At 68.2% G+C, this 14518-nt stretch carries 17 protein-coding genes and 1 pseudogene; 12 read left to right on the top strand and 6 right to left on the bottom strand.

The window, feature by feature from the left end; translation table 11 throughout:
- Nucleotides 1-165: 165 nt before the first annotated feature.
- Nucleotides 166-1083, top strand: coding sequence for an MBL fold metallo-hydrolase (locus tag AB0F77_RS28470; protein WP_361954520.1), 918 nt, complete (start codon nt 166-168; stop codon nt 1081-1083).
- 9 nt (nt 1084-1092) lie between these two features.
- Here AB0F77_RS28470 and AB0F77_RS28465 read toward each other — a convergent pair whose 3' ends face one another.
- The gene (locus AB0F77_RS28465; RefSeq protein WP_361954519.1) at nt 1093-1803 is read right to left on the bottom strand and encodes a TetR family transcriptional regulator; all 711 of its coding nucleotides are present in this window, start codon (nt 1801-1803) and stop codon (nt 1093-1095) included.
- 159 nt (nt 1804-1962) lie between these two features.
- On the opposite strand from AB0F77_RS28465, the gene AB0F77_RS28460 reads away from it, so the two are divergent.
- From AB0F77_RS28460 to AB0F77_RS28445, 4 genes are read left to right on the top strand one after another with little or no spacing between them, the layout of a single operon-like run.
- Complete coding sequence (locus AB0F77_RS28460; RefSeq protein WP_361954517.1) at nt 1963-3534, top strand: succinic semialdehyde dehydrogenase; 1572 nt, start codon at nt 1963-1965, stop codon at nt 3532-3534.
- Between the two features lie 52 nt (nt 3535-3586).
- Entirely contained in the window at nt 3587-4516 is a 930-nt protein-coding gene (locus AB0F77_RS28455; protein WP_361954515.1) for an NAD-dependent epimerase/dehydratase family protein, read from the top strand.
- Nucleotides 4513-4956 carry a hypothetical protein gene (locus tag AB0F77_RS28450; RefSeq protein ID WP_361954513.1) on the top strand — a complete coding sequence of 148 codons (444 nt, stop codon included), beginning with the start codon at nt 4513-4515 and terminating at the stop codon, nt 4954-4956. The genes AB0F77_RS28455 and AB0F77_RS28450 overlap by 4 nt, the downstream gene beginning before the upstream one ends.
- On the top strand, nt 4949-5824 hold the full coding sequence (locus AB0F77_RS28445; protein ID WP_361954511.1) for a hypothetical protein: 876 nt from the start codon (nt 4949-4951) through the stop codon (nt 5822-5824). The genes AB0F77_RS28450 and AB0F77_RS28445 overlap by 8 nt, the downstream gene beginning before the upstream one ends.
- Nucleotides 5825-5912: 88 nt before the next feature.
- Here the strand turns inward: AB0F77_RS28445 and AB0F77_RS28440 are convergent, their stop codons facing one another.
- A complete protein-coding gene (locus AB0F77_RS28440) occupies nt 5913-6512 on the bottom strand; it encodes a CGNR zinc finger domain-containing protein (RefSeq protein ID WP_361954509.1) in 600 nt (199 codons plus the stop codon).
- 219 nt (nt 6513-6731) lie between these two features.
- On the opposite strand from AB0F77_RS28440, the gene AB0F77_RS28435 reads away from it, so the two are divergent.
- The 4 genes from AB0F77_RS28435 to AB0F77_RS28420 are packed head-to-tail and all read left to right on the top strand — an operon-like array spanning nt 6732 to nt 9128.
- Nucleotides 6732-7271, top strand: coding sequence for an alcohol dehydrogenase catalytic domain-containing protein (locus AB0F77_RS28435; RefSeq protein WP_361954507.1), 540 nt, complete (start codon nt 6732-6734; stop codon nt 7269-7271).
- A complete protein-coding gene (locus AB0F77_RS28430) occupies nt 7223-7708 on the top strand; it encodes a zinc-binding dehydrogenase (RefSeq protein ID WP_361954625.1) in 486 nt (161 codons plus the stop codon). Before AB0F77_RS28435 ends, AB0F77_RS28430 begins: the two co-directional genes overlap by 49 nt.
- A 37-nt stretch (nt 7709-7745) precedes the next feature.
- Complete coding sequence (locus tag AB0F77_RS28425; protein WP_361954505.1) at nt 7746-8579, top strand: hypothetical protein; 834 nt, start codon at nt 7746-7748, stop codon at nt 8577-8579.
- 30 nt (nt 8580-8609) lie between these two features.
- The gene (locus AB0F77_RS28420) at nt 8610-9128 is read left to right on the top strand and encodes a DUF302 domain-containing protein (RefSeq protein WP_361954503.1); all 519 of its coding nucleotides are present in this window, start codon (nt 8610-8612) and stop codon (nt 9126-9128) included.
- A gap of 18 nt (nt 9129-9146) precedes the next feature.
- Here the strand turns inward: AB0F77_RS28420 and AB0F77_RS28415 are convergent.
- A pseudogene (locus AB0F77_RS28415) lies at nt 9147-9426 on the bottom strand (IS701 family transposase); the annotation flags it as partial.
- Nucleotides 9427-10044: 618 nt separating this feature from the next.
- Nucleotides 10045-11058: an SDR family NAD(P)-dependent oxidoreductase gene (locus tag AB0F77_RS28410; protein ID WP_361954501.1), complete on the bottom strand. Its 1014-nt coding sequence runs from the start codon at nt 11056-11058 to the stop codon at nt 10045-10047.
- Nucleotides 11059-11320: 262 nt separating this feature from the next.
- Between AB0F77_RS28410 and AB0F77_RS28405 the strand changes: the two genes are divergently transcribed.
- Together AB0F77_RS28405 and AB0F77_RS28400 are read left to right on the top strand one after the other, a co-directional pair.
- Nucleotides 11321-11887, top strand: a complete 567-nt coding sequence (locus AB0F77_RS28405; RefSeq protein ID WP_361954499.1) for a TetR/AcrR family transcriptional regulator — start codon at nt 11321-11323, stop codon at nt 11885-11887.
- Nucleotides 11888-11999: 112 nt separating this feature from the next.
- Nucleotides 12000-12158 carry a hypothetical protein gene (locus AB0F77_RS28400; protein WP_361954497.1) on the top strand — a complete coding sequence of 53 codons (159 nt, stop codon included), beginning with the start codon at nt 12000-12002 and terminating at the stop codon, nt 12156-12158.
- Between the two features lie 97 nt (nt 12159-12255).
- On the opposite strand, the gene AB0F77_RS28395 is transcribed toward AB0F77_RS28400, so the two are convergent.
- Nucleotides 12256-13008 carry an SDR family oxidoreductase gene (locus AB0F77_RS28395; RefSeq protein WP_361954495.1) on the bottom strand — a complete coding sequence of 251 codons (753 nt, stop codon included), beginning with the start codon at nt 13006-13008 and terminating at the stop codon, nt 12256-12258.
- A 178-nt stretch (nt 13009-13186) separates the two neighbouring features.
- Here AB0F77_RS28395 and AB0F77_RS28390 point away from each other — a divergent pair, with 178 nt between their 5' ends.
- The gene (locus tag AB0F77_RS28390) at nt 13187-13636 is read left to right on the top strand and encodes a MarR family transcriptional regulator (RefSeq protein ID WP_361954493.1); all 450 of its coding nucleotides are present in this window, start codon (nt 13187-13189) and stop codon (nt 13634-13636) included.
- 18 nt (nt 13637-13654) lie between these two features.
- On the opposite strand, the gene AB0F77_RS28385 is transcribed toward AB0F77_RS28390, so the two are convergent.
- Complete coding sequence (locus AB0F77_RS28385; protein ID WP_361954624.1) at nt 13655-14344, bottom strand: SDR family oxidoreductase; 690 nt, start codon at nt 14342-14344, stop codon at nt 13655-13657.
- Between the last annotated feature and the right edge of the window lie 174 nt (nt 14345-14518).

The raw sequence follows: 14518 nt of genomic DNA, 5'->3' as shown, positions 1-14518 counted from the left end.
CCGCCGTAAACCCTCGACAAAAGTGTGCACACAACCCGGTGATTTAGAGTGATGGTCGTCACATTTGTCTTCTGAGTGAGCGCCAGGGTCTGGAACGTAATGGCCAATAGGTCCAGCACGCTTCATCCAACGCTGTGAGCACAGATGGTGTGAAGGAGTCTTCAATTGCACAGCAATGACATGGGAAAGCTGGCTACGCAGGCCGCACTTCGTACCCTCACTCGCGGTGATGTGCGACTGACATACGTCGTTGACGGGGCAATGGCTTTTTACCCTGCCAGTTTTCTGCCCTCGGTCCCGGCGGGGCACTGGGAGCATGGATCCAGCGAGCTGGACGCCGCCGGTCGCGTGCCGATGTCCGCAGGAGGCTTGCTCGTCGAACGGGATGGGCGAGCATTGCTGATCGACGCGGGGCTGGGGCCGATCGCAGGTGAGAACCCCATGGGCGCAGCCGATAGCGGATCGCTGTTGGAGAGCCTCGCCCGCGCAGGTAAGGGGCCAGAAGACATTGACACCGTGGCGTTCACGCATCTGCACGCCGACCACACGGGCTGGGCCTTCTCCCCCGACGCCCAGGGTGCCGGCCGTCCGACCTTTCCTCGAGCACGTTACGTTTTGGCTCGACAGGAGTGGGCTCCATACGGGCGGGGCGAGACCGTGCCGGGCGCACCGCCCAACGCCTCGCTCTTTGCCACCCTCTCGAACCAGCTTGTGCTGATGGACGACGGAGAAGAGATTTTCCCGGGTGTGTACGGCCTCGTGACGCCTGGCCACACCGCCGGACACACGTCCTACATCATCCACACCGGTGAAGACCGCGTGGTCGTCTTTGGTGACGCTTTTCATATCCCGGCACAGCTCGCCCACCCCGAGTGGGGCTCTCAGCCCGATCTGATCGGTGCGGCCGTGCCGACGGCCCGCAGAACCATCCTCAGTGAACTCGAAACTCCAGACACACTGGGTTTCGCCTTCCACTTCGGGGATCAGCCCTTCGGTCGAGTGGAGCGCGACGGCGATGACATGCCGGTCTGGCGGCCCGTCCTCAGCACGGTCCTCGCACCTTCACCCCGCACACTCACATAAGCGCGCCGATCACCGAGGAACCGCCACCGCCGCACGACTGTCGGGCGGTTCGGTCATGGCGGTGACTCCGCCGATGAGGACATCGAGGTTGAAGGCGTAGTACTGGTCAGGGCTCGCGCAGTCGCTCAGAGCGTCCGCGCACCACACGACGGTGCCGTAACGGCGGGGGGACAGTGCGGTCAGGGAGGAACGCTTGACGCGGATGGCGTCGTCGCGCGCCTCCGCGTCGTCGGGGAGTTCGCGTCCCGGCTCGGCGGCGACCAGGGCCACGGCCGCGCTGAGCAGGTAGCCGCCGGCCTCCGCGGTCCGGTCCGGGGGCAGGCCGCCTTGGCGCAGCAGGGACAAGGTTCGTTCGGTCAGGGTGAGGCCGGCCGGTGAGCCGAGGACTCGGGCCGGCAGAAGCGGGGCAACGGCAGGATGCGGCCGCAGCGCCGCGACGAATGCTTCCAGGATGGCGCGTAGTTGGTGCGGCCAGGGCGAATCGTCCGTCTCGGGGAACACCACGTCGGCGAACAGCCGCTCGGCCATGGCGTCGAGCAGCTGGTCCTTCTCTTTGAAGTGCCAGTACAACGCCGTCGGCGTCACGTCGTGCAGCTGCGCCAGCCGACGGATCGTCACCGCGTCCAGCCCTTCGTCGTCCGCCAGCGCGATGGCACCGCGAGCGATCGTCTCCGGGGTCAGCCGTTCCCGCCGCGTCGGCGCGGGTCCCTTGTTCGCCATGTTGACAACCCTACCCCGTACATGTCTCATGTACCTCGTACCTGAACGCCGTACAGGAGCAGCGATCAGCTGAGGGCGGGTGTCGGCAGTCAACAGCCCGCCCACACCGTCGTAGGCAGCCGCCGCCCGGCGCGGCGGTTCCCGTGGACGGAGTCCCGCATGCCCATCACCCAACAGCCCACCGCCACCTCGTCGGCCTCGCTCGCCCCCGCACTCGTCGAACGCCTCACCCGGGGCATCGCGGCATCCGGCGAAGCCGTCACGACCCACGCGCCGTTCACCGGGCAGCCGCTCGCGCAGATCCCGCAAGCCGGAGTGGACGACGTGGAACGGGCGTTCGCGGCAGCCCGCGTCGCGCAGCGAGAGTGGGCGGCGGTGTCGCTCAAGGAGCGAGCCCGGCTCTTCGTCCGGTTCCACGACACACTGCTCGCCCGGCAGGACGAGATCCTCGATCTGTTGCAATGGGAGACCGGCAAGGCCCGGCACGACGCCTTCGACGAACTACTGGAAGCCGCCACAGCGTCTCTGTACGCCGGACGGCAGGCGCCTTCCGTGCTGCGCACCCGGCGTCGACAGGGTGCGTTCCCAGGCCTCACCCGCGCGCTGGAGGCCCATCGTCCCAAGGGTGTGGTCACGGCGATCACACCGTGGAACTACCCACTGGCCCTCGGCCTGGACGTGATCCCGGCACTGGCGGCCGGCAACGCGGTCGTACACAAACCGGACACGCGCACCGTGCTGTCGACGCTGTGGCCGCGCGCCGTCCTGGAGGAGCTGGGACTGCCGGCCGGCCTGTGGCAGATCGTGCCGGGCGACCCCGCGGTCATCGGCGACGCCCTGATCGACGGCGCCGGCTTCGTCACCTTCACCGGCTCCACCCGGGCCGGTCGGGGCATCGCCGAGCGGGCCGCTCGCCGGCTGGTCGGCTGCTCGCTGGAACTGGGCGGCAAGAACCCCATGGTGGTGCTCGACGACGCGGACCTGGACGCCACCGTCGAGTCCGCGGTGCGCGGCTGCTTCGGCAACTCCGGGCAGATGTGTGTCGGCATCGAGCGCGTTTATGTCCGCACCGAGGTCTACGACCAGTTCCTCGACCGCTTCGCTGCCCGCGTCGCCCGCATGACGCTGCGCCCGGACTTCGACTTCGCCACCGACATGGGCTCCCTCACCTCCCCGCAGCAACTGGCGCGGGTCCAGGAACACGTCGAGGCGGCCAGATCCGCCGGAGCCCGTGTGGTGACAGGCGGCCGGGCACGGCCGGACCTTGGACCGCTGTTCTACGAGCCGACCATTCTCGCTGACGTCCCCGCCGGGACCCCGGTACACGGCGAAGAGACATTCGGACCGGTGGTCTCCGTCTACCGTGTCGCCTCCGACGACGAGGCCGTCACCGCCGCCAACGACTCCCCGTACGGCTTGAACGCCGCCGTGTACAGCCGTGACGTCGCCCGTGCGCGCCGACTCGCCGGCCGCATCGAGGCCGGCACCGTCAACATCAACGAGGGCTATGCGACCGCCTACGCGTCCCAGGGCGCCGCGATGGGCGGCATGAAGTCCTCAGGCCTGGGACGCAGGCACGGCGTCGGCGGACTGCTGAAGTACACCGAACCGCAGACCGTCGCCGCTCAGCGCCTGCTCGGCTTCGACCCCGCCCTCGGCATGAGCAGGGCCCGCCAGGCCGCGCTGTTCACCCGCTCCCTGCGTCTGCTGAAGGCCCTGCGGATCCGCTGATCCGCGCTCTCCCGCCTTCCCCGTCCACCCGTACTCGCTTGAGGAAACCATCATGAGGATTCTTGTCACCGGAGCAACCGGATACCTGGGACGGGCCGTCTCCCAGCGGCTCAAGGGCGCCGGGCACGACGTCACCGCTGTGGCCCGCGATACCGTCGGCCTCAGTGCGCTGACGGCGGCCGGATTCCACGCCGTGCGCGGCGATTTGTCGGATCCGACGTCGCTGCGAGACGCCGTCGAGGAAGCCGAGGCTGTCGTGGAGACCGCTGACGCAGACAATGCGGGGGCCACCGCCGGCTTCCTCGGCCTCCTGGCCGGCAGCGGCAAGCGGTATGTCCGAACCAGTGGTGTCGCCGTCTACACCGAGCTGTCCGCCGGTGAGGCCGGCGACACCGTGCACGTCGAGGACCCCGCCTGGGAGCCGATCGAGCCGTTGCGCCACCGCTGGAACCAGGACCTGAGCGTCATGGCCGCCGCCGCGGACGGCATCCACAGCGTCGTGCTGCGTCCTGGCATGGTCTATGGCCTGGGTGGCAGCGAGCAGTTGCCCGTGCTGCTGCGCGCCGCGATGCGAGACCGGGTCAGCCGCTACACAGGTCCCGGCCTCAACCGGTACCCGAACGTCCACCTCGACGACGTCGCGCAGGCCTATGTCCTCGCCGTGGAGTCCGCACCGGCCGGCAGCGAGTACAACCTCGCCGCCGACGAGACCACCATGCGGGAGATCGCCGAGGGCGTCGCCTCCGTCCTGGGACTGGGCGAGGCCGTCTCCAGCACGCTGGAGGAGGTCGCCCAAGGCATCGGTCTGACCTACGCGTTCGGAATGGCCTCCAACGTGCGGGTCGACTCCGCACGTGCCCGAGCCGAGCTGGGCTGGAACCCGGTCGGCCCTTCCCTCATCGACGACCTGGTGCGCGGCTCGTACCGCAAGGTGTGGGGCGACCGCGAGGTCGCACTGGTCACTGGTGAGGTGGCGGCGTGACCCGGCCCGATCCGGCGGTGGACGGACAGCTCGCCGGCGAGGTCGTCGCCCGGGACTTCGACGGCTGGAGCGAGGAACTGCAACAGGAGTTCGTCGACAACGCCTTCAACTACAGCGTCGGCTCCGAGCTCTTGTCGGAGACCGGGAACCTGAAGGTGTGGGGTGTCACGGTGCCCCCGGGCGGTCGGCTGCCCGCCCACCGGCACGTCCTCGACTACTTCTGGACCGCCCTCGTCGATGGCACGAGCGTCCAGCACACCGATGACGGCACCACCCGCCGGGTCGGCTACCGGGCCGGTGACACCCGCCACTTCAGCTTCCCGGGCGAGGCGTACCTGTTGCACGACCTGTGCAACGACGGCCCGTCCGAGCTGAGGTTCCTGACGGTCGAACACAAACGGCCGCACGACCCGCCGTCCACGGAGGACCGACATGACTGACGTCTCCGCCCCCGCCGCCATGGTCCCCGTCCCCTACTACCCTGCGGCCACCCAGTCCGTACTCGCCGCCAATGCCCGCCGGATCAGGGGGACTCCGTACGAGGAGTTCTTCCGGGACGAGATGTTCCTGCCTGATGACGTCCTGCCCGCGCTGCGCCGGCCGATGGACCCGGCCGACGCCCTCGACTCCGGTCCAGAGGCGCTCAACACCTTGCTCGACCCAGGCGACCACCGAGTGGAGAACGGCTACTGCCTGCTGCCCGGCGGCACGGCGTACGTCGCCAGCCGGACCCGTTTCCCGGGCGCGACCGGGGAGATGTTCAGCTGGTTCTTCTGGTGGTACATGGCCGCCTCCGAGCGCTACAGCGTCTGGTCGCCGTACACCCGGGTCACAGCTCGCGCGCTGGACACCGCCGTCCTCACCCGGCCCGGCCTCACGCACGAGCAGCGGTATGTGGGCAACACCGTGCACGTCACCGAGTACGTGGGTCCGAAACGGATCACGGCCCGCACCCGGTTCGTCGAACCGTCAGCCTGGGGACTGGACACCGGCCGCTTCACCGAAGCCAAGATCGTCGCCCAAGTGTGCGGGGAGATCATTCTCGCCGGCGTACGGGTCGGACGCATGCTGCGGCTGGCCCGCGCGACCGACGACGGATTCGAACTGCGCACCCGTTTCTGGCTCGGCGAACGCATCGCCGCCGGCCCGGTGAACCTCACACCGGCCCTGTCCGCACTCGGTCTCAAACGACGGCTCATCACGCCGGACACCGGCTACGAGCAGTTGTTCAACGACCAGATGGGCATGACCCACCTCGCCGGCCTGCTGCCCGGGCTGCACGCCACGTTCGGCACACCGTCCGCCTGACGCGGTAGCAGGCATGTCCGGCTCCGGCCGGTTCACCCCGCCTCCGCACCACTCCCCCCCAGTTTCGTCGCTGTGCCCGGTCCTGCCGTCAGACCTGGTCTTGCTGTCCCGCCTGCTGGCGGCGCTGCCGATAGTCGCGCATGCGCTGCCGCACGCCACAGGTGCTCGTGTCGTGCCACTGCTTGCTGTTGTTGTTCGACTGGTCGTAGAAGCAGGTCCGACACAACGGCTCGCGACATAGTTTCAGGCGACGAAGAGTGTCGTTCTGCTGGGCGAGCAGCAGCTCGGCGCCGATGGCCGACGTCAGCCACGTCCCACCGGACCCCTTCGGCAGCAGGCTCACCTGTCCGTTTCCGACGGAGATCTCGACCGGGGTGCGCAAGGTCGCTTCCGGCTTCCGTAGCAGCAGGTCGTGCACCGTGGACCGCAAGCGCCGCACGGCCGCGATGTCCGCCGCGGTCAAGGTGAGCCGCGGGGTGGGGCCGCCATGGACGACGGCCCACTCGTCGGCGAGCGTCGTGATCCACGCGAGCGCATCGCTCGGGTCGTCCAGCGGGTCGACGTCCTCCTGGGTACGCGCGGTGGAGTTGGCGAGGGCTTGCGTCAGATGGAGGCCGGGCGGCGCGAGCGGCGCCTTGTAGCGATCACAGACGTCGTGCCACGTGCGGAACGTTGCGTTCTCGGCCATCGGCGGTTGGCTCTCCTCTCCTGCCCGACCTCTTGCGCCGGCTTCCTGGCCTGCACCTTTCTACACGCCCGGCGGGCTGGAACCGGCGCCGCGTTCAGCATATCCGGGCCGCCGGACGGGACTGCTCGCGGAATAGACAGTTACGAGCATAGGCTCTATGGTCGTAACCGTTGGGATCGAGGGTCCCACTTGAGCAGCACCAGGAACAAGGAGAATGCGATGAAAGCCATCCACGTCACCGCGTACGGGGACGCCCGCGAGGTCCTGCAGGTCGTGGACCTGGAGCCGCCGACCGCACCCGGCGTCGGCGAGGTACTGATCGACATGGAATACGCGCCGCTGAACAAGCACGACCTGGCCTCGATCAGCGGCTTCCTGCCGGTGCCCCCGGCGCCGTTCGTGGCGGGCAACGAGGGCACCGGTGTCGTGGCGGCCACCGGCGAGGGGGTGACGAACGTCAAGCCTGGCGACCGCGTCGCGCTCCCGCTGCTGAGCGGCACTTGGCGCGAGCAGATCGTCGTTCCGGCGGTCGGTATGGCCGCCCTGCCCGAGGCCGACCCGCAGCAACTGGCGATGATCGGCAGCAACCCGCCCACCGCCGCGCTCATCCTCGACAAGTACGCCGATGTCCCGGCCGGCTCCTACGTCGTGCAGAACGCGGCCAACAGCGGCGTCGGACGCTCCCTCATCGCCATCGCCGCGCCCGCGGCATCAGGACCATCAACTTCGCGCGCAACGAGGCCACCTTCGAGGAACTGAAGGCCGCGGGCGCGGACATCGTGCTGCCGGACCGGCCGGAGTCCGTGGCCATCGCCAAGGAACTGATCGGCGACGCGCCGGTGCGCCTCGGCGTGGACGGGGTCGGTGGCGCCGCCACGCTGAACCTGGCCTCGCTGCTCACCGAGAACAGCGCGCTCGTCGCCTACTCGGCCGTGTCCGGGGACCCCATGCACGTGCCGTACTTCATCCTGACCAGCAAACGGGCGACGGTCCACGGCTTCTTCGCCGGCGCCCGGGACTATGTCACCGAGACCGCCCCGGCGATCCGTGAAGCCGGTGCGCTGATCGCGTCCGGCGATCTTGTCGTGCCGGTAGCAGGTGTCTACACCCTCGACAAGATCCAGGACGCACTCGACCACCTCTTCCGCGGCGGCAAGATCCTCCTCGACCTGCGGGCCTCGACGGCCGGCAACTGACCCCACAACGGGCCGACATCAGCCCAAGCTTCACGGGGTGGCGAAGAACAACAGCAAAGTCTGGCACGACAATCACGCCGCTCTCCACCTTGGCTTCCGCTACCGAAAACCAGCGAAAGGTCAAATTGCAATGACGCAGCTTCTGAACCGGGTGCTCAACGCCCACGGTGGCCTGGAACGCTGGCGCAACGCCACCACGATCCAGACGCGAGCCAGCTTCGGAGGACCCATGTGGGAACTGCGCGGTGTGGCCGGCCTCCTGAACGACAACAAGTTCACCATCGACCTCAAGCAGCAGCACACCGTCATCAGCGACTTCACCGGCCCCGGAATCCAGGGCGTCTACACCCCCAACCACGTGGCTCTGGTCGACAAGAACGGGCGCATCCTGCGAGAGCGCCACGCCCCACGGAAATCCTTCGAAGGCTTCCAGGTGAACTCCCCCTGGGACGAACTCCACCTCCTGTTTTTCGTCGGATACGCCATGTGGAACTATCTCACGGCGCCCTATCTACTGACACTGCCCGGCGTGCTGATACAAGAACTGAGCCCCGACCCGGACACCCTCGACCTGCGGCCGCCTGTGAGCGGCACATGGCATCGCCTACGGGTCAATTTTCCCCAACAGATCGAGACCCACAGCCGCGAGCAGACGTTCTATTACGACGACCTCGGACTCCAGCGCCGCATGGACTACCGAGTCGAAGTCGCAGGAGGCGGACGAGGAGCCCACTTCACCGAAGGACACCAGGAAGTGTCCGGACTGATATTCCCCACCCACCGGTACATCCTGATACCGGACGCCGACGGCACGTCCCTTCGCGAAGAGCCTTTCATCACGGTCGACCTCTCCGACATCCAAGTCAACTGAACTGAAACACACGCGACTCAAGGTCTCTCCATGACTCCGGAAGTTTCCCTCTACCAGGCGCGCCAGTTTCACCTGCCGGTGCACATACCGTACGGCCAGTTCATCAAGCTCTTCGAGACACTGGTTCCGGACGTTGAACCGAAAAAGCTGGCCCACCTCATCGCCGCAGGCGACATGAACGCGGTCAGCGAACACTTTTCTGTACATGCGCCGAATGGCTGGTCCGTGTACTGGAAGATCGACATCGGGCCGCTCCAGCGCCTCAATGGGCACGACACGACCGCGGTCACATACCTGCTCGGCAACAGCCTCATCGGTGAATCACTTTTTCGGCATGATCCGGCTGCCCTGACTTACGCTCCCTTTCGTGTCACCGTCAGCCGAGACGGCGAAGGGCGCACGACCCTGACGATCGTCCAGCCGTCCACCCAGCTGAACAGCCTGAACAGTCCCCATATAACCAGGATCGGCCATGAAGTCGACACACAGATAGCACACCTACTACGCCGACTAGGGCTCACACCCCCGGACGAGATGACCCGCCAATGAATCGCTTGCATTCGAGGACCGCTGGATCTCGTCGCAGGTCAGCGGGATCAGGTCGTCGGGTGTGAGTGGGTGCGCGTGTTCGTCGACGCGGACGACGTCGAGGAAGGCGTGGACGAGCATGGCGAGGGTGGCCAGGGATACCGGCTTGGTGGAGTGGCAGCGGCAGTAGGCGAGTTCGCCGGTGGCGGTTGCGGCGGATCAGGAGCTGGTGGCGACCTGGCGACGGGGCGGCGAGGTCAATGATGGCGCAGCCGTAGAACCGCTGCCCGTTCGCGCCGGGTCCGGCTGGACGGCGTTGACCGCCGCATGGCGGGTGCGGTGCCGTCGAACGCGTCACGGTGGCGGTTCACGTGGTACGTGGACGGATAGGACAGTGGTCTTTATCCACCTTCCTCCACCGTTGCACGAGGAGTGTCCGTGTCCCCTGCCAGGCCGCCGTACGATCCTGAGCTCGCCGCCTTCCTCGAATCCCAAAGGGACACGATCTCCTACGAATTGACCATGGAAACGATTCCGAAGATCCGCCGGCAGACCATCGCCTGGTTCCCTGGAATCGATCAGATCCTCGCGGGCACCGGCCTGGAGCACACCGAGGTCACCGTCCCCGGTCCGGCGGGCGCCCCCGATCTTCTCCGCGGTGGCATGCCGCTGCGGCTCGTGGTGCCACGTGCGCCCGGGGGCGGGGGGTTTGTGCTGCCGGGATGGCGCTTCGGCGCGGCGGTGGTCTCCCGGCACGGGCGACTCCGGGGGCGCGGACGTGCCTGCCCCACGTGGTCCTATGGACGGGGCAGGTACCTCCGTCGCAGGCGAACACAAGCGCCGCACGGCCCGGACGGGCTGTGCGGCGCGAGGGTGCGTCAGCGAGCCTAGGGGCCGGTAGTGCCGCTGACGTGGGAAAGGGCAGGGAGAGTCCGGCTCATGCCGCCGTTCCGTGCAGGAGTCGCTCGCTGAGCTGCCAGAGGCGGTCGGCCGAGTCGCGGTCCACGCCGTGGGGTACGACCCCGACCGGGGTCTGACCGCTCTCGATCAGGGCCTGGAGGTCTTCGGGCTCGGGCAGTCCGACAAGAGGCGAGACCTCGTTGTTCTCGCCGTACGCGCCGCCGAGCCCGGCCAGACGTGGATCGGTCGCCATCCACGTCTGGGTCGAGGCGCCCTGTTCCGGTGTCTTCTTACCTGCTTCGGGGTCGATGATCCAGCCTCCCTCGCGGTCCATGAAACCCATCTCACGCAGGAGTTCGGGCGTGGTCCAGGGAGACAGATCGGTGCTGGGGATCGCACCGGGGTGGACCGAGAACGCCTCTATCCCGTCGTCGGCGCCGCGGGCCGTGATGCCGACCGCGTGCAGGATGTTCGCCGTCTTGGACTGCCCGTATCCGAGCCACCACTGATACTCGCGTCGCTCGAACATCGGGTCGTCGAACACCACGGGGGACATGCGGTGTGCCCACGCGGACACGTTCACCACACGGGCACCTCCAGCGGCCCGCAGGGCAGGCCACAGCCTCTGGACGAGCTGGAAATGGCCCAGGTGGTTGGTGGCGAAGTGCAGTTCGTGGCCGCGATCGTCCCGCGTCAGGGGCAGCCCCATGACGCCGGCGCTGTTCACCAGGATGTGCAGCGGCCGGCCTGACTCGACGAACCGGTCGGCGAAGGCGTCCACCGAGGCCGGTCGCGTGAGGTCGAGCCGTGCGATCTCGACGCCGTCGATACGGGCGACCCGCGCCCGGCCCTTGTCCGGGTCCCGGACGGGTACGACGACATGGGCGCCGGCGGCGCGCAGCGCACGGGTGGTCTCCAGTCCGACGCCGGAGTGCCCACCGGTGACGATTGCCGTGCGGTCGGACAGATCGAGGCCGGCGACGACGTCGAGCGCCGTGTCGGCTGCCGTGAAGCCGGAGCCGATGGGCTGCTGGTGGCCGGGGAAGGTCATGAAAGTGTCTCCTGATGGGGATGAGGGTGCGCAACGGGGACCGGGAAGTCACTCGGTTTGCCGGCGCCGCACCCGTCGGAGGTGCCGCGAGATCCGGCAGCTTCCGAGACCTGTGTGGGCGTGGAACCGCTCCTGGTGCGTGGCGTACGATGGGACCTTATGGCGGAGACCTCTCCGTCATGGTTGCCATCAACGTGACGGAGGGCCCTCCGTCACGCAAGCGGGCAAGAACGTGCAGGCAAGAAGAGGAGGGCGGCGCGGGGTGAGCGGCAAACGAGTGGAGCAGCTGCACGCACAGGGCGAGCGCACACGGGCGCGACTGCTGGAGGTGGCCCGGGAGGCGTTCGCCGCGGACGGCGCGGTGTCGCTGAACGCGGTCGCGAAGGCGGCCGGGGTGGGCATCGGCACGCTCTACCGGCACTTCCCCACCCGGGAGGAGCTGGTCTTCGAGCTGTACCGGCACGAGGTGCACCAACTCGCCGCGTCGGCGGACGAGTTGCTGGCCGTCTCGGAGCCCGCGGTCGCCCTGCGCGACTGGCTCGACGGATACGCGCGTTATGTGATGGCGAAGGCCGGGCTCGTCCGGGCCCTGCGCGGCGCGGCGACGCACGGACGCTTCGTGCAGGAGGCGTACGGCCCGGTCGCGGCCGCCATCGACAGGCTGCTCGCCGCCAACGAGCGGGCGGGCACGGTCCGGCCCGGGTTCACCGCCGACGACGTACTGCTCGCCGTCGACGGCCTCTACAACCTGGACCCCGACAGCGACTGGCCGCCCAGAGCGGCACGCCTCTTCGACCTCGTCGTCACCGGACTGCGCGGCACGAACTGACCGCGCGGCACGGCGCGGAGCCGAGGGCTCGTTCTTCGGGCATCGGCAGGAGGATCGGGCAGGCACCTCCTGCCCGGCTCGCCCGGGCGTTCCCGGCAACGGAAGCGGGCCGTTGGTGCTGGTCTGCTGGTTCGGCGGGAACCACCCGGCCGTCACCCGGGCCATCGGTGAGGTGCGGCCCCTGCTCGCCGAGCGGGGGTGCACCATCGGTACCGCGCATCTCAAGGACCGGCGGGCTCCGGTCCGCCGCCTCGGCGCCGCGAGCACATGAGCGAGATGCCGCATGCCGTCGTCGGCCCGCTGTCACATCGGCAACCGGAGTGCGAGAGCACGTCTCGACGACTCGGCGCCGGCCATGCGCGAGACCGTCAGACGAGGCCGCCGCTGGTGTGGACGGTCTGTCCGTTGACCCACCGGACCGGGCCGGTGAGGGCGAGCACGGCTTCAGCGATGTCGTCGGGCGTGCCGATGCGACGGAGCGGGATCATGTCGACGAGCGCCTGCCTCATCGCCGCTCCGTCGCCGCTGTCAGCGAGGTCACGAGCGAACATCTCGGTCTCGGTCGGGCCGGGCGCGACGGCGTTGACGGTGATGTCCCGTCCGGCGAGTTCCTTGGCGAGAATCTTGGTGATCGCTTCAAGACCTGCCTTGGTCGCACCGTAGGCCGTGTAGCCCGGGGCGAAGTTCTTCGTGACCGCGGTCGAGATGTTCACGATCGATCCGCCCGCCCGCAGCGTCGAGGCAGCCGCGCGATCGACGAGCAGCGTGCCACGCAGATTCGTGTGCAGCATGGCGTCCATCTCGTCGACCGTCAGATCGACCAGCGGCTTCGTGGTCAGTACGGCCGCGGCGTGGACAACGGTGTCGACGCCCCCGAACTCCGCCTTCGCCTTGTCGAAGAGGCCGGAGACGGACGCCTCGTCGGCGACGTCCGACTGCACCGAGATCGCCGCGCCGCCCGCGGCGATGATCCCGGAGACGACGTCGTCCGCCGCCGACGCTCCGTTCTGGTAGGCCACTACAACAGCGTCGCCGCGTTCGGCGAGACGTTCGGCGATACGGCGACCGATCCCTCGCGACCCTCCGGTGACGATCGAGACACGCCTGTCCTGTGCAGACATCAGTGAGACTCCTCAAGAGAAGGTACTTTCCAACCGTGACGGAGACCACTCCGTCACAATGTTTACGTTAACGGAGAGGACTCCGTCACGCAACCGGGGTCGATCCCGACTTGCAGAGCCCCAGGCAGGAACGAGAGCACTGTTTGTTTGTTGCATGCACTGGGTCTAGGGTTGCCCCATGGTCAGGAAAGCCGATCTGCTGGTGGACATCCTCGCGTCCGTGCATGAGATCAGCCGTCTTCGCCGGCGCAGTGCCGATGCCCGATTCGGAACCAGGACGACCCTTCTGGCCACGTTGGAGGCGATCCGTGAGTCGGGGGGCGCACGGATCTCCCAGCTCGCTGATCGACTCGCCATCGACACCTCGGTCCTCAGCCGTCGTATCGCCCCACTGAAGAAGCGGGGTTGGGTGGTCCAGGTCACGGATCCCAAGGACCGGCGGGCGCAGCTGATCACCCTGTCGGACAGCGGTCGCAGCATGCTGGACGACCTACGGGCCGAGACGGGTGCGTCAATGGTCGCGGGCCTTCCCGATTGGAAGGTGGCCGATCTCAAGGCGCTCGCGGCGCAGTTGCAGCGTCTGGAGGCCGACTTGAGCAAACTGGCCGGGGAGACCGACGACCGCTGAGAGGTCGTCGGCGTGGGGTCAGACGCTGTCCGACGCGATGAGTTCGGGCAGCCGGGTGGCAAGCTGCCGCGCGGTCCAGATGTCCTCAGTGGTGATCTCGCCGACCGCGCGCCAGGGGCTGTAGCGCTGTACGGTGCCCGATCCCGCGTAGAAGATCTCACGGGTGATCTCGCAGTCCGCCGCCGCGAGGGCGACGACGAGCGGGGCCACGCTCGCGGGACCGAGCCGGTCTCGTTCGGCGTGGGTCATGCCGACCAGCCGCTCCGCCATGCGGGAGTGCGCGTCGGCGAGCCGGGTCACGGCGCTGGGGGCGACGGCGTTGCAGCGTACGCCCTGGTCGGCGAGTTCGTTGCCGACGACCAGGGTGAGCATGGCGATGGCGGCCTTCGCCGCGGCGTAGCTCGACTGTCCGGAGCTGCCGCCGCCCATGCCCACCCGGGAAGTGCTGTTGACGATCGACCGGTCGCACCGCGGACGGCCGCGCCAATAAGCGCCGGCGGCGCTGATCAGACCGGCGTGCCCGGTGAGGTGCACGCGGAGGACGCGTTCCCACATGGCCTGGTGCTGCTCGGTGAGCGGGGCGTCGATCAGGATCCCGGCGTGCAGGTCGCCGAACTCCTCGACGGCCTGGTCGACCATCCTGCGGCAGCTGGTCCAGTCACCGACGTCGTCGTGGTTGGCGACGGCTGTGCCGCCCTCGGCGCGGATGGCGGCGACGACCTAGTTGTATTGATCACGAGCGTTGTTAACGCCGCCGGGCTTGATCATGGCGAAGGCCTCCGTGTGTGGTGGAGGTGTCGAATCTTCACCGCACGGAGGCCTTCGTGTCCCACCGTAATGCCCGGCTGACCGTTCACGGCAGGCGACTGCTGGTTGAGCGTG

This window comes from Streptomyces sp. NPDC026672 (assembly GCF_040638185.1).
Lineage (GTDB): Bacteria > Actinomycetota > Actinomycetes > Streptomycetales > Streptomycetaceae > Streptomyces.
The sequence above is the reverse complement of the archived record's forward strand: the minus strand, read 5'-3'. Positions and strand labels throughout refer to the sequence as shown.

Coding starts and splice junctions, on each gene's coding strand:
- AB0F77_RS28465 (WP_361954519.1), bottom strand. CDS start 1,803: ATGGCGAACAAGGGACCCGCGCCGACGCGGCGGGAACGGCTGACCCCG.
- AB0F77_RS28460 (WP_361954517.1), top strand. CDS start 1,963: ATGCCCATCACCCAACAGCCCACCGCCACCTCGTCGGCCTCGCTCGCC.
- AB0F77_RS28455 (WP_361954515.1), top strand. CDS start 3,587: ATGAGGATTCTTGTCACCGGAGCAACCGGATACCTGGGACGGGCCGTC.
- AB0F77_RS28445 (WP_361954511.1), top strand. CDS start 4,949: ATGACTGACGTCTCCGCCCCCGCCGCCATGGTCCCCGTCCCCTACTAC.
- AB0F77_RS28440 (WP_361954509.1), bottom strand. CDS start 6,512: ATGGCCGAGAACGCAACGTTCCGCACGTGGCACGACGTCTGTGATCGC.
- AB0F77_RS28435 (WP_361954507.1), top strand. CDS start 6,732: ATGAAAGCCATCCACGTCACCGCGTACGGGGACGCCCGCGAGGTCCTG.
- AB0F77_RS28420 (WP_361954503.1), top strand. CDS start 8,610: ATGACTCCGGAAGTTTCCCTCTACCAGGCGCGCCAGTTTCACCTGCCG.
- AB0F77_RS28410 (WP_361954501.1), bottom strand. CDS start 11,058: ATGACCTTCCCCGGCCACCAGCAGCCCATCGGCTCCGGCTTCACGGCA.
- AB0F77_RS28395 (WP_361954495.1), bottom strand. CDS start 13,008: ATGTCTGCACAGGACAGGCGTGTCTCGATCGTCACCGGAGGGTCGCGA.
- AB0F77_RS28390 (WP_361954493.1), top strand. CDS start 13,187: ATGGTCAGGAAAGCCGATCTGCTGGTGGACATCCTCGCGTCCGTGCAT.